This window comes from Sphingobacterium sp. B16(2022), from assembly GCF_012030425.1.
In the GTDB taxonomy this organism is placed as follows: Bacteria; Bacteroidota; Bacteroidia; order Sphingobacteriales; family Sphingobacteriaceae; genus Sphingobacterium; species Sphingobacterium anhuiense.
In genome coordinates this window covers 523,714-539,092 of sequence record NZ_JAAUVN010000002.1, presented here as the reverse complement: position 1 = coordinate 539,092, position 15,379 = coordinate 523,714, and the positions used below count along the sequence as shown (strand labels likewise).

The 15,379-nt window shown below is 36.8% G+C and carries 9 protein-coding genes; 3 read left to right on the top strand and 6 right to left on the bottom strand.

Annotated elements, in window-relative coordinates; all coding sequences use genetic code 11:
* Positions 1 to 100 precede the first annotated feature (100 nt).
* Both HCX49_RS12545 and HCX49_RS12540 read right to left on the bottom strand, forming a co-directional pair.
* Positions 101 to 1,252 (bottom strand): FecR family protein, encoded by a 1,152-nt coding sequence (locus HCX49_RS12545; RefSeq protein WP_168127253.1) that lies wholly within the window; start codon positions 1,250 to 1,252, stop codon positions 101 to 103.
* 154 nt (positions 1,253 to 1,406) lie between these two features.
* Positions 1,407 to 1,982 (bottom strand): RNA polymerase sigma-70 factor, encoded by a 576-nt coding sequence (locus HCX49_RS12540; protein WP_168127252.1) that lies wholly within the window; start codon positions 1,980 to 1,982, stop codon positions 1,407 to 1,409.
* Between the two features lie 706 nt (positions 1,983 to 2,688).
* Between HCX49_RS12540 and HCX49_RS12535 the strand changes: the two genes are divergently transcribed.
* Both HCX49_RS12535 and HCX49_RS12530 read left to right on the top strand, forming a co-directional pair.
* Positions 2,689 to 3,603, top strand: coding sequence for a helix-turn-helix domain-containing protein (locus HCX49_RS12535; protein ID WP_021191253.1), 915 nt, complete (start codon positions 2,689 to 2,691; stop codon positions 3,601 to 3,603).
* 185 nt (positions 3,604 to 3,788) lie between these two features.
* Positions 3,789 to 5,036 carry an MFS transporter gene (locus HCX49_RS12530; RefSeq protein ID WP_168127251.1) on the top strand — a complete coding sequence of 416 codons (1,248 nt, stop codon included), beginning with the start codon at positions 3,789 to 3,791 and terminating at the stop codon, positions 5,034 to 5,036.
* Positions 5,037 to 5,558: 522 nt separating this feature from the next.
* Here the strand turns inward: HCX49_RS12530 and HCX49_RS12525 are convergent.
* The 3 genes from HCX49_RS12525 to HCX49_RS12515 all read right to left on the bottom strand — a co-directional run bounded on the left by HCX49_RS12525 (position 5,559) and on the right by HCX49_RS12515 (position 10,497).
* Entirely contained in the window at positions 5,559 to 6,008 is a 450-nt protein-coding gene (locus tag HCX49_RS12525) for a protein-disulfide reductase DsbD N-terminal domain-containing protein (RefSeq protein ID WP_168127250.1), read from the bottom strand.
* A 154-nt stretch (positions 6,009 to 6,162) separates the two neighbouring features.
* Positions 6,163 to 9,102 carry a M16 family metallopeptidase gene (locus tag HCX49_RS12520; RefSeq protein WP_168127249.1) on the bottom strand — a complete coding sequence of 980 codons (2,940 nt, stop codon included), beginning with the start codon at positions 9,100 to 9,102 and terminating at the stop codon, positions 6,163 to 6,165.
* A gap of 336 nt (positions 9,103 to 9,438) precedes the next feature.
* Positions 9,439 to 10,497: a succinylglutamate desuccinylase/aspartoacylase family protein gene (locus HCX49_RS12515; RefSeq protein WP_168127248.1), complete on the bottom strand. Its 1,059-nt coding sequence runs from the start codon at positions 10,495 to 10,497 to the stop codon at positions 9,439 to 9,441.
* 867 nt (positions 10,498 to 11,364) lie between these two features.
* On the opposite strand from HCX49_RS12515, the gene HCX49_RS12510 reads away from it, so the two are divergent.
* Positions 11,365 to 13,530 (top strand): TonB-dependent siderophore receptor, encoded by a 2,166-nt coding sequence (locus HCX49_RS12510; protein WP_168127247.1) that lies wholly within the window; start codon positions 11,365 to 11,367, stop codon positions 13,528 to 13,530.
* Positions 13,531 to 13,760: 230 nt separating this feature from the next.
* On the opposite strand, the gene HCX49_RS12505 is transcribed toward HCX49_RS12510, so the two are convergent.
* Entirely contained in the window at positions 13,761 to 15,323 is a 1,563-nt protein-coding gene (locus HCX49_RS12505) for a SusD/RagB family nutrient-binding outer membrane lipoprotein (RefSeq protein ID WP_168127246.1), read from the bottom strand.
* Between the last annotated feature and the right edge of the window lie 56 nt (positions 15,324 to 15,379).

Below are 15,379 nucleotides of genomic sequence, written 5' to 3'. Positions count from 1 at the left end.
TGCAAAAGCAGCATCATAACCTTTCTTTTTATAGAAACCGCAAAAGGCGTCCCCTTTACGGTCATAAAAACGCTACCTATTAGCATTCTTTTTATTCATATCACGGTTTCATAACAACCAGATTGTCTCCTTCGCGCCTGAAACTGACCAGACCGGTCTGCTCCAGCTTGCTCAACAAGGTGGAAAGATGCTCAAATCGGGACACCGAACCATTGAGCCGTACATCTTGTACAGGATCCTGAAATACAATCTTAACTTTATACCAGCGTGCTATCTGCTGCATCACGGAAAGCATCCTTTCATTATTGAACGTAAATTTGCCGTCTTTCCACAGATCCATATTGGCTTCATCTAAGGTCTTCACCTGAATGCCTGTTCCCGATAGCTGTGCCTGTTGTCCCGCCCGAAGCATGACTTCTTCTTTGGACAGCCTGTCGGTCAGCTTGACCTTCCCTTCCAAAAGCGTGGTCTTAACCGTAGCATCTTCGATATAGGCACTGACATTGAAATGGGTACCTACTACCTCCAACTGCTGCCGTCCGGATGAAACAATAAAGGGTTGCTCGGTATCGGGACTGACTTCAAAATAGGCCTCACCATAGCTTAGCTGTACTTCCCGGCGCCCTGTCTTCGGAAAGGATGTGGGATAACGAAAGGAGGAAGCGGCATTGAGCCAAACATGGGTGCCGTCTGGCAATACTACTTGATACTGTCCGCCTTGAGGTGTTTCAATCGTATGATAAGAAACAACACCTTTGGGATCAGCTTTTGCGCTAGTGCTGACATGGTAGATCAATTGTCCGTCGGCTGTCTTGGATATGACTACCCCTCCCTGATCGGCGAGTTGATCATTGTGTCCGACATCCGATAATTGAACACGTCTACCATCGGAAAGGGTCAAGGTTGCCTGGTCCGTGCCTGGTGGTAGATCTTGTGTACTGCTATTAGTAATTACTAATTCCTGGTCATTATTGCTGTACAGATAGATTCCTGCGCAGATGTTCAAAACTACAAATGCAGCCGCCACCGTACGCAACCACCGGCCGCTTCTCCTTTTTTTATGTATGTTCCTGTCTATGACCTGATAGATCCGGTCACGGAGCTCTTCTTCCGTTTTTGCGTATTTTCCGTGAATAAAGACTGGATTTTCCAGTCCTTCACGATACCATTGATTGAACTCGAGGCCCTCCTCGGAGCTGATGGTATTGTTCAACCATTTATGAGCTAGATACTCGATGCGTTTATTTTTCATATCAATTTTATAGTTGCACGGCGTTCTGTGTTATGTTCTCCTCGGTTCGGTTATCCCTAGTGCAACAGTTAAAAATTACCTTAATCTATCTGATCGTTTGAACTCTTTTCTTATTTTTTCGCCTGTTATATCCTGCTATAATCCTCTAAAGAAATCACAGTGTAAGAAAAAACATTTTTAGACCTGTGCGGATAAATTTCAGTGCTTTGGTGATATAGTACTCGATGGTTTTCTCAGAGAGATCCAGGGTGGATGCAATCTCTTTATGACTGCGTCCTTCCACACGGCTCATCTCGAACACCAGGCGGCATTTTTCGGGCAATGCCTCGACCAGATACTGCAATCTTTCATTAACCTCATTGAACTCGAGCCATTGCTGAGTGGAGTCGTCCGATAGTTCGGAAAGGACCTCCTCTGTTGCGTTATCACTTAAATACTTATGCTTGAACCGCGCATTGAGACATTTGAGTACCCGGTATTTTACCGCAACAGCTAGGTACGAACCTAAAGAAGAATGAACTTCAAGCTCCTCCCGCCGATTCCAGATGCTGATAAAGATCTGCTGTACGATATCTTCGGCCTCTTCGAGACAATTCAGCTTATTGGCAGCTGTGGTAAACAGTTTTTTCCAATAACGATCGTACAACACGGTAAACGCCTGATTGCTGCTAGCCTGCAGCATGTGTAGGAGTTCTTCATCAGAAAGGGTGCTTATCTTAACGTCTATCATAGATCAATAACTAATTCATTATCAATACCATTAACATAAATCCACAAATAATGGTACCATAAAAATAAATTCCTGGCTGGCAATGCTTTTCTTCTCTTTGGCTAAAAGCTTAAGAGGAAAAAAAGCAACTTAAGCGTACGAACAACGAAAAGCTTATAGTAATGGTAGACCTTCATAAAAAAGAATCATCAATACTTTATTCCATTGTATCATTAAAACTGCAGACCGGGCTGCATAAAGGAATAATCTTTCCCCAAAAAAAGCGTATAAAGCTCTTTCTAAATTTATATCGGTCTGAAGCCTAATTTTTTGTTCACAGGTATATGCTAGTAGGTTCCTGCCAGAACGGGAATCCCTAAACTATTTTGGAAATATTATTTGAAAGAGCTGTGCAAAAAGAAATATTCCATAAACAACACGGAATTACTGTCATTATTAACTCCGTAAATAAATTATGGACCGAACTTAAGTGGCTACCTAGTTTTTCACAGTGGTTAGAGGTTTAGCCAACTTAAATAATTACAGGTCAATAGATTGTGAAAATAACAGATTTATGCTTTAAAGTAATCACTCATTTCAGGGCGGATATAAACATAAGATTTAGCTCGATATTCCAAATTTTATGACATGTAGCCTATATCTGCTATATTTTTTACTGGAAATAAAAATATTGTCTATGATCGTTTCAATTTCATAATTTTGTACTATGAGTAGAAAGGAAAGTGTATCCGAGTTTTATAGCCGACATGGACGTATCGATAGGGAAGCTCGCGGTTTTAATGTATATAATCGAGCGAATTTTTCTTGCGATAGCACCTCTCTCCCACCCAACCGCAGAGATTTTTATAAAATATCCATCATTACAAAGGGCACGGGAATTTTAAGTTATGCCGATAAATCCATTAGGATTGACAAACCATCTATTACATTTTTTAATCCGATGATCCCATACTCCTGGGAACCAACCTCGGAAGATCAGGGCGGTTATTTCTGTCTTTTTACTGAAGATTTTATTACCCGCAACTTCAGAAACGAAAGTCTAGCCCAGTCCCCCCTCTTTAAAGTCGGCGGGGAGCATCTATTTTTTCCAAACACAGAGAATATTCATGTATTAAAAGGGCATTTTGAAAATATGATTCGCGAAATCCATTCCGATTATACACATAAATATGATCTTTTACGAAGCTATGTGCAGATCATTATGCATGAAGCTATGAAAATGCAACCACCAGAAACGTTTTACCAACCTGCGAACGCGTCCGAACGCATTACAAAACTGTTTGTGGAATTATTAGAATTGCAGTTTCCAATCGATTCGCCAAGCCAGGCATTGAAATTAAATACCGCAAACGAATTTTCTGCTCAGCTAAATGTTCATACAAATACCTTGAACCGCGCTTTGAAGGAATATACAGGCAAAACAACTACGGAGTGGATCACGGAAAGGATACTTCAGGAGGCAAAAGCATTGTTACAATTTAGTAGTTGGGACATCTCTCAGATAGCATTCAGCTTAGGTTTTGAACATTCATCTAACTTTATCTTTTTCTTTAAAAAGCAAACCGCTGTTACTCCTTTACAATTTCGGAAAAACACGGGATCAGTATATATTAAAAAATAAAATAGCAATATAAAACTCATTGTAATTTTCTATTTAAAACAGCACTTTCGGATCATATATATATGTTTACAAATGAAAACAGTTAGGGTTGATATTGCTGTTTGTATTTCATTACGATCTGTTTGATTGTCATAACTTTTCATAGTTATTAAAAACGAGATTTGATCCATAATAAATTTGTTTTTATGGATAGTTTAAATTTAGGTAACAACAAATGTAAAGTTGTTACAAGGATAGATGCAGCTCCCTCAGGCTCCAATAATGGAGGACCGACCGCACCAGCATGGACTGCAGTGTTTTCCCTAACAATGGGCGTTTTTGGATTGTTGACGTCTGAGTATTTACCGGCGAGTCTCCTAACCCCTATGGCTTCGGAGCTCGGGGTGTCTGAAGCTGTTGCAGGCCAAACGGTTACTGTTACAGCAGTTGCGGCATTATGTTCGGGGTTAATCTTACCAGGTCTGACACGGTCTTTGGACAGACGATGGGTATTACTTGCGTTTTCATTTTTAATGGTTATTTCTAATTTATTGGTCGCTTTTTCTTCCAGTTTAATAGTACTGCTCGTCATGCGAACATTATTAGGTGTTGCTCTGGGAGGTTTTTGGGCGATGGCGGCGGCAGTTGCAATGCGTTTAGTACCTGCGGCACTTGTCCCAAGAGCTCTTTCTATAATTTTTAGTGGCATAGCCGTTGGAACAGTGGTGTCTGTACCCTTGGGAAGCTACTTAGGCGGGATCTTGGGGTGGAGAAGTGCCTTCTATGCTGCTGCTGTAATAGGGGTAATCACACTGGTTTTCCAATGGTTCACCCTGCCTCGACTAAGACCCCATAAAACAGCAACCTCGGGTACAGTGTCCAGTGTACTTTTACGGCCAGGAATAGCTATAGGAATGGTAGGCTGTGTATTAGCACACATGGGGCATTATGCACTGTTTACCTACATACGTCCGTTTTTAGAAAGCACTATTTCGATAGGGCCTAATGGTTTAGCACTCATGCTTCTGGGATTTGGAGTAGCTAATTTTGCAGGGACGTTATTAGCCGGTAAACTACTGGAAAGAAGTTTACGTAGAACACTGGTACTGATGCCAATGATCGTAGGTATCATAGCATTGCTTTTGGTAATGATTCCATCTTCTTTTGTAGGACATGCGCTATTAATTGCGATTTGGGGAATGGCTTTTGGCGGGGTTCCTGTAGCATGGTCAAATTGGGTTGCAAGAGCCGTTCCTGACCAAGCCGAAAGTGCCGGAGGCATGGTTGTGGCAGCCGTACAGGGGGCTATTGCAGCTGGCGCAGCCGCAGGGGGAATGTTATTTAACTTTACGGGAATTGTTGGTGTGTTTGTTACTGCCGGCGTCTTTATGCTTTTAGCTGGGCTACTAATCGAATTATGGGTTAAAGTCGGAAAATCTGGACATAACACATAGTAACATTGACTTCCACCACATTAACTTAAGTAGATATCTAAATGGATAGTAAGGCAATATTGTCAACGACAATGGCCATCATGATCTGGTAGGATATAAGAGTGGAAATCCAAAAAATCGCCAATATTATCAAGAAATCAATTAATTTGGCACAAAAAATGTATTATTAAATTAGGTTAATAATTGGTTAGATTAAAAACGCTTGAGTTTCCCAGACTCAAGCGTTTTTTTATATTACGATATAGATTCATTGAATGTAAATTATCCATCTTTATTACAATTATTTACATAAAGATATGGCTAAAGTTCATTACTTATTTTTTGGATTTAAAACCTTTTATTTTTTTCTGGTTCTGCTTTTTAAATATAATAAAAGACCTGCCATAACAAAAAAAGAGGTTAAGCTATTCCAATAACAAAAATCTTCGTTTAAGAATAGTACTGAGCTACATAACTGCTATACTATTTATAAATACCATTAAAAAATAGTTATAAGAAAAGGTGATTTTCACCTTTTCTTATTTATTTAATAGTCACAGTAAAGCTGTATTCGTCTGGAGGGAGACATTGGGAAGCATCGCATGCTTGCCACTCCACAGTGCCTTTTACTGTAGCTGTTCCTTTTTTAAGGCTTACTTTTTGTTGAAAAATAACTTCATTAGTAAAATAACCGACATCCATCTTGAAAACTTCTTCATGTTTTACTTTAGATTTTGGTTCTGCAGTTTTACCTGTCAACGCATAATCTGCAGCTTGAGCAAATTGAAAAGATGTGGGAATAGGTCCTCCATCTTTTACGTTTTGAGAATAAATATGCCAACCGTTCTGAATAGTGGCTTTAATAAATACAACAGCTTCTTTGCTATTCAGTTTTTTACTTGCTACAGTCCACTTTACTGGTTTGTGGATCTGAGCAGATGCTCCAGCTACCACAAATATGACAGCGGTAATCATTAATACTATTTTTTTCATTTTATACTAATTTAATTCAATCTATAGTGTCGATTTTTATGATTTTTTATCGCTTATGCAGCGTTACATTGCAGGCAATGTAACGCTGCATAAGCGAATCGTAAAATAACTTGGTCCCCTTACAAACTAAAATGTATCCGGCATAGATACGCTATTAGTACCCAAATATTTCACTTAGATCTAATTTTTTCACATCGCCAAGACTGGTAATATTGCTATCATTTAAGTCTTTTTCATCTCCTACGATACAATATGTGTACGGTTTTTGGCTGATATTTTCAGTATGAAAAGCTTTGAGATCTATATAAGAAAGTTGAGGTATTTTTTCATAAATGACTTTCCGAGAATCATCTGTAAGACCTAAACGCTGAGCACCCAAATAACTGGAAAGGATACTAGCACCGGTAACACGTTCGCTAGCTAATGACTTTAAAAGATTTGTTCTTACAGATTCCATAGCAACAGTAGACTCAGGCAACTCATTCAGGAGTTCATTCATACCACTTACCGCATCTTTAAATTTATCTGATTGTGTTCCGATATATGCCCCAACCATACCATGGTTTGCTTTCTTTTGGGGCTGACCATAGTAAGCATATGTTGTGTATGCTAATGCTTTTGATTCACGAAGAGTCTGAAAAACAATACTCCCCATGCCACCTCCAAAGTATCCGTTAAAAAAAGTGATGGTAGGCATCTGATTTTTATCAAATAATCCAGAATTTCTTTGCCAAAACACTTCTACCTGCTTCATTGAATATTGAGCAAATAAGACTTTATTTGCATTTGTTGGTTTTTCCACAAATTTTAGTCCTTTTTCTAATGAAAAATATGAAGCATCTTTATCTTTCAATGGCTTTAAATCCACCACTAAATCAGCAACTGCTTTAGGGCCATAATATAAAATACGATGTTTTGCATTTGCTACATTATGCAATACCTCAACTAGATCCTTAGGATTTAATGCGTCTAATTCTTGGTCAGTGAACGTATAATTAAAAGGATTTTTTTCGCCATAACGTGCATAAGCTTTTAAACCCTCCATGATAGTCGCTTTACTTTCCTTTGCATTTGCTCTGGCTTTTTTCAACCGCTCTATATAAGATTTGAATGCGGCATCATCTACGATACAGTTATGTAAAAGATCCTGTAATAAACTTACAGATTCTTTAAAATTACTGTTCAAGCCAGAGATGGAAACACTACTTTCTTCATTACCGGAGGAAACAGAAAAATCTGAAGCCAACTTATAGAACAATTTGCTAAATTCCTCGCTTGTTTTATCTTTTGTACCCAAAAATTCCAGGTAGCCTACTGCTATACCCAATAACTTATTATCCCATTTACCGAAATCAAAATGATAGGTCAGGCTAAAAAGTTCGTTATTTTTATTCTGAACGGTTAATACTTCTAAGTCTTGTAGATTTGATTTTGAAAGATCCTGCTCAAAATTTATCCATTGCGGTTTTATATCCTGCTCGGGCATCTCATTGATCTGTTTTAAAAATGCAGATTGCACATTTCTATTTACAGTGATCGGGGTAATAGCTGGTTTCTCTACTTTAGCTACATTCATGTCCTGCCCTTTTTCCTTCAGAATGGTCACATAGTTGACATCTGAAAGGTATTTATTTGCAAAATTTACAATGTCTTTTTTTGTAATCTTGGATAAACGGTCTGTATATGCCAGTTCGTTTGCCCAGTCTAGTTCTGATGTAAAACCTGACATCAACTGTTCCGCAGTTTGATTATAATTTTCGTACAGTTTAATCTGTGATTTCTTTTCATTATTGACAATTGAAGTAAGAAGGTCTTCTGAAAAATCACCTCTTTTTAATTTATCCAACTCCATTAATAAAAGTTTTTTAACATCTTCTAAACTCTGCCCTACTCCAGGATTTCCCTGAAGAATCAACATCGAATAATCCTTCAAAATATAAGGAAATGCTCCTGCACCTAGTAATTTTTGCGATTTCACAAGATCAAGATCAATCAGTCCTGCTGAACCATTTGTAAGCACATTGGCCATGAGATTTAAGATCTGTGCATCGGGACTAGCTGCACCCGGAAAGCGGAATCCCATCAAAATATATTCTGAAGATGGACCTACAATCGTTTTTGAAATCGGCTTCGTGATAGGCTGTTCTTTTTCAAAAGTATAAGCTGGAACAGGTTTAGATTTCATAAATGAAAAAGCATGATCAATACGCTTGATTACATCTGTCGGATTAAAATCGCCTGACATAATGATTCCCATGTTGTTGGGAACATAATAGGTCTCATAATATTGACGGATTGCTTTCAGAGATGGATTTCTGAGATGTTCTACTGAACCCAGGACCGTTTGCTTTCCGTAATTGTTATTAGGAAACATTGCTGCAAAAATTGCCTCTATTGATTTTCTATTATCATTATCCAGACTGATATTCTTTTCTTCATAAACTGACTCAAGCTCGGTATGAAACAATCTCAGAATAGGATTTCTAAATCTTTCGGCTTGTACAGCTAAATACTTATCCATAACATTGTTGGGAATATCCTCTACATAAACCGTTTGCTCAAATGATGTAAATGCATTTGTACCCTTAGAGCCCATGCTGCTCATCAGTTTATCATACTCATTGGGAATCGCATATTTAGCGGCTTCGCCAGATACACGGTCAATTTCTTTATAGATCGTGGCACGCTCGGCATCATTCGTCGAATGGTTATACTTTTCATAAAGATTGTCCACCTGATCTAACAAAGGTTTTTCTTTTGACCAGTCTAAACTCCCAAATTTATCAGTACCCTTAAATAGCATATGCTCCAAATAATGAGCTAATCCAGTATGATCTTTCGGGTCTGTCTTACTACCTGCCTTAGTGGCGATATAAGTTTGTATGCGAGGTTTCTTGGTATCTGGACTAAGAATCACCGTAAGACCATTCTTCAATTTGTAAAATCGGGTCTTAATGGGATCGTTGGTTACATACTTGTATTGATAACCTCCTTCTGATGCTTCTTTCCATTGATACTTATCTACTTGGGCATAAGTACCCGTAGTAATAAACAATAGAGAGAGAAAAGCTATTGTTTTTAGGTTTTTATTCATAATAAAGCTTTTGTTTTAAAATAGTGATATGAAAGTTTGATTATAAATAATGTAATACATTATTTATAGCAATTATCGAAATTAACAAAACAAAATACAATGAAGAGGCTATAAAACAAGAAAAATATCATATTTTAAACAGCATAACGATAAAAAATACAGATTGTTTATGAATTTAATAGAATCTCAATCAATTTTTCTGTTTATGACCAATAAATTAAAAGTTTGGTTGTTAAGAAGTTTGCTGAATAATTTTCTAAAGTTCAAAGAATGTGCTATTTAAAGCATTGCTTTATTTTAACAGTAACAATATATTTTTTAAATATTCACAAACTCTTATTCTACAAAGTTCTCATCAATCCCAATGCAACATAAGGTTTCTCCCTTATTTACGGGAGGTGTACCGATTTTATAAAGTATCACTCCGGTTTCCATTGCTAAAATTGTGTTGATCTTATTACCGAAAAGATCTGTGATATAACCAATTTTATCATCTTTATGTACACGGTCGCCAGCCTTTAAATTGCTATAAAATATACCTTGAACAGGAACCGAAATATATGCTTGTTTGGTATACCTGATCTTTTTAAAGGAAGTCGGACTAATATCTTTCTTATCATACATCTTCAAAACAAATAGCATACGGTAAATAGCATCATTGGTCTTTGAGACTTCGTCTTTATTCCAGTAACCTAGTTTTCCAATTTCTATGCTTAATGCAGTAATCCCTTGACTGACGGCTTGCTTAAAAGCATACATCGTAGGTTGATGGGCATTGAGAATATAGGGATAGGACACAATTGTATCAAACCCACTAATCTCACTGAGATGAGCAGCCTTTTTAGTCTGTGCCTTGAACTCTTGATTATTATAATAACATATAAAAGGAATAAGATCTTCTCCTACATCTCCACCGTGCATATCCAAAAGCACATCTGTTGCGCTAAAAACTTCGCGTGTAAGAAAATCTGCCATCACCTCAGTAATGCTGCCATTGGGATGACCTGGAAAAACCCGATTCAGATTCTTTTCGTCCATTGGATTTACGAATGGAGTACGGCTATAAAAAGATGGTACATTGGCAATTGGAATTATAATTAGATTTCCCTTTAATTTTTTAGGATCTATTTCTTTACGCAATTGCAATAGCGACAATATGGTCGGATATTCCATTCCATGAATCCCGGCTATAATGGTAAAAGTAGGTCCCTTTTCTGAACCGCTAACCAATGTGATAGGAATAGGTACAGTTCGTTTATCTCTAGTAGTTAACTGAAAAGTAGTATCGGTTATAACTGATTTTTCTTGATCTAAAATATGCCGTATACTTAATGTCTGTGCCTTTAAAGATTGAAAAGTGATCAGGATAAATATCAAAAAAGAAAAATGCTTCATATAAGTACCCGCTAATGCAATGATGTTGCAAATATATTGAAAAGATTAAAAAAATCAATTATATTTGCATCGGTTTAACATATTATCACATCGCTTTTGAAATCATTCACAACAATATTGCTATTGATCTGTATCGTTATGATGAGCTTAAGCAAACTTTTTATAGTTGTGAGTTTTTATGCAAACCGTTCCGAAATAGCTGCAAAGTATTGTGTAAATAAAAATACAGTGACAATGCACTGTAACGGTAACTGTTTTTTGATGAAGGCTTTGAAAAAAGAAGGCCAAAGAGAAAAAGATATTCAAGAAATTTTCTCAAAATCTACCTTATTAATTTGTCATAGTTATTTCCCGATATTAAAAAAAAACCGTCCTTCTACAATTTTTGACCAAAGTTATTCACTACTTACTGATGTCCCTTTGTGGAAACTAAATCTCTACAACCGGTTACTAAGACCTCCTACTATCTATACCACATAATTATATTTTTATAGCAAATTTGCTAAAAGTCTGCTACCAAAAGTTGTACAATTTAATTATAGGTACGCATTTTCTTATCTCAAATACTTAAAAATAAAAATCGTAAAGGAGTTGCCTTTATTCAATAGAATTTATTGATAAGGGATATAGCGCTTTGTCCTTAACGAGAAGGAAAAATTGCACATACGTGCTTCGCACAACACTATAACATAACATTCAAAATTAGCACATTCATTAGTTAAAATTCAGGTAAATACACGACCAGCTATTTTGATACGTACTGCGAACAATTTAAAATATTAAACCAACATTGATCTAATAGACACAACTCTAAAAAAAGTTGTATTCAAAATTTTTCAACTATTTATAATTCAACATCCGTAACTTATGTCTTTACGTCCAATATATTTTAAACTCTTCTTAACCCATGCAATCGTCTCTTTCCTTTTTACCTGTAGAGTAACCGCACAAACTACAGACTCCCTTAAATTAAACCGGTTAGATTCCGCATATGTGAAAGGCCGTATCAGTGATAAAGACAGGTCTAGCTTTCAGACTGCACGTTTAAATATTCATGATCATGAAAATCCACAAGTAACGACGAGCGTGGGAATAAAACTTACGCAGAATAGAAATTATTATACACAAACAGCTATGCTGTCTAATGCAACCGGAGTGACGCCAAGCTGGGCGGGACTAGCTCCCAATTTTTCAATCCGCGGTTTTAGAACTAGAAGTAATTTTAGAAATGGCCTAAATGCTTATTTACAATATAGTGATGATAATAGCAACATACAACAGTTAGACGTGGTCAAAGGGCCTAGCGGCACCTTATTTGGAGGCGCTAATATGGTTTTTGGAGGACTCATCAATGTGGTTACATATGTTCCCGTAGACAGTACTTTTACCAATTTCTCACTTACAGCAGGAAATAATAATTTTCAGCGTGCAAGTTTGGATGTCAATACTGTTTTAGACTCCAGCCATAATCTGCTATTCAGAATGTTCGGCACCTATGTAAACAGAAAAAGCTTCCAAGATCAAGGTTTAAATAAAAACATATTTTTATCTCCAAGCTTTAACTATCAAATAAATACCAAGTTAAAAGTAAAGTTTGAAGCTGAGTTTTTAAGGAAAGAAGCGACCAATAGTCCATTATTTACTCCGGGAAATCCTAAATTAAATGGAAAATTAGTGAATATAGAAAATTCAAGAAATTTAATGCTTGACTACAATAGATCGTATACAGATAATAGCATATTATGGAAAACAACATCTATTAATCTTTATGGTAAAGTGACTTACTTAATATCTGATAAGTGGCAATCAGAAACGAACGTTGCCACAACTTATGGCACTTCAAGCGGTGATTACCAAACCAACTTATTGACCAATGATAATAATTCAGTAGCAAGAAGAGTATTACGTTATGATGCGGAAGATATCACTAACCACCAAGTACAACAAAATTTCATTGGCAATTTCAGTATTGGTAATTGGTACAATAAACTCCTAATAGGTCTTGACTATTATCATTACAGTTATACAGCAAACTATAAAAATGCTGGATACATAGATACAGTTTCTATTAGAAACCCTTCTTTATCGGCAAACTTATTTAATGTAGATCTTATTAATAAATTGGTTATTTCTAAGCAACCAAGTCACACAATAGCACCTCAAAATACGTATGCTGCGTATGTTTCAAATGTCCTTAAACCATTTGATGCGCTATCAATCATGTTAAGTGTCAGATATGACCGATTAATAAATAGTGGTACGAAAGATTTAGTATCACAGACCACTACGGGTGCATTTAATCAAACATCTTTAACACCTAAGATCGGTTTTACTTATCAGTTCATACCTAAAGTATTTACTTTATTTGGCAACTACATGAGTGGTTTCCAAAACATTGCGCCCACAAGTATCAACGGTATATTGTACAGTTTCAAACCGCAGTACGGTAGCCAGTGGGAATCAGGTCTAAAAATTTCTTCCCTGCATCAGTTGTTGGAAGCGACATTAAGTTATTACGATATTAATATCCGCAATACTGTTATGGCAGATCAAAACGACGCTACAAAATATATACAAGGTGGCAGGCAGTATAGCCGTGGAGTAGAAATCGACATTCAGACGGAACCTATAAAAAATTTATATTTACATGGCGGAGCTGCTTACAATGACAGTAAAATAACAGAAGCAGAAGATGCAACAAAAGGTCTAAGGCCAGTTAATGCAGGACCTAAATGGTCAGCTACATGGTATGCAAATTACCAATTTCCAGTATATGGTGACAACAAATGGACGGCAGGTATTGGAGGAAATTATATCGGACAGGATTTAATAATCAACAGCAAAAAAGCTGGAAGTTTTTCCACAGACGATTATACACTTCTTAATGGTATGGTCAGTTATCAATACAAAAAGTTCAAATGCAATTTTACGGCAGACAATATTTTTAATAAACATTATTATTACGGAGGGAGAGGGTTTATTACTCAGGGCAATTTACGTCAGTATAACTTAGCTTTAAGTTTACATTTCTAAAAAAGGTACACCCTCCTCATAATAGAAAAAAAATCGAATACATAATATGAGTCCTGTAATTGTAGATTTACTATGCTTAAAGGGTTTTGAAATCACAGATCTCCTTTCGCTATTTAAATAAATATTTAGATTTCAACTACAGGGACTCGAAATATAACTTTTCAAAATTTTATCAATCTCAATTAAAGTATAACGGCCAACAAAAGTGTTGGCCGTTATACTTTAATTTTTTATTGTTTGTCCCACCAAACGCGAGATGTCATCTGGTCTCCTTTATCCAATCGGCTAACGGCCTGCTGGTAATTAGTTGCATTGACTGTTCCTTCTTCTGTTGGATAGGTAAATCTTCTTGGAATGGTACCGTTTGTTGCATTACCAATATAATTAACCTGCTTTAATACCGGATATCCTGATCTTCTCCAGTTAGCAAAAGATTCATACTCATCCGAAAATGTATTAATATAGTATTGTGTATTGATCTGCTCCAATGCCTTAGATTCAACAAATGGATTTTGTGTTAAATAACGTGCTATTGCACCGTCATCTATACCGGCTATACTAAATTGGGCAAATTGCTTCATCGCAGCTTGGACTCCTGCTTCATAATAGTTTTTAGCTGAACCAGATATCCATCCTCGATGTGCCGCTTCAGCTAACAAAAGCTGATTTTCTGCATAAGTCACTAAAAATGTAGGTGCATCTAGACGAGCATAAGTATATCTATTGACAACAGAGTATTTATTCATTGCTCCAGGATACAGTGGATAGTCTTCAATAAAAGTCGCTCCTCCTTTTATCTGATCATAACCATTAGGCATGCCGACTTGTTTACTCGCAGCGGTATCACCTCTTGACCAACGGGAATCATCTACTTTAATAGCAGGATCTGCTACAACAGTTGAAATGAATCGTAATCTTGGATCATTCGTATTTTTCAATAAATTGATGAACGATTCACTCATGCGGTAAGCATTAGGATCTTCGTGCGCGTAAATCTTGGCGAATGGTTCTGCACTATTGTTTGCTGTAACCGCACCAGGATGTAATACAAGTGCACTTTCATCGTTACTGGTAAACAGACCTCCTGAAACGGCTGTATTAACCCAAGTTTTGGCCAGTTCTGCATTTACTTTGGAAAGACGCATTCCCAAACGTAACATCATAGAATACGCAAATTTTTGCCATTTGACTACATCACCTTTATAAATGATATCTGCATTTCCAATTGTAGAAGTCTTACCATTTAGATTCGTTGCAGCTTCCTTAAGTTCTTTCAACATATCCAAATAAATGGACTCCTGGGTATCGTAAACGGGATATCCTTTACCACTATAAAAGGCTTGTCCTGCCTCAGAATATGGGACATCTCCATAGAGATCGGTCATTCTGTGAAAGATAAGAACTTTCATAATTCGTGCCATCTGGTATTCCGTATAAAAATTCTCCTTATCTTTCCAGTTCTCCATTAAATCCACAACGTCACGAATACCGTTAGGATACATACGATCCCAATATGCTGCATTATAGCCTGCACTGTAGGTATATTTATCGCCATTCCAATAGCTTTCTACAGATGCTGTATGCTGGATCATGGTACTGATATAGATCAAGCCATTACGCCATGCTTCATACTCTGTACCGTAGCCATATTGCTGTACATTTGTAAAGATCAATTTATAATCCATATTATCTTTCCCTATCGCTTCTGGATCGACATTCACGTCTCCAAATTTAGTACAAGAGGACAGTCCAAGTCCAAGTACAGCACAGAGGTATAGTAGTTTTGTTTTCATTTTTTCTTTCTTTTTCCTGTTACTAATTCTCAATCTGATCTTTTAGCAAACTGCTA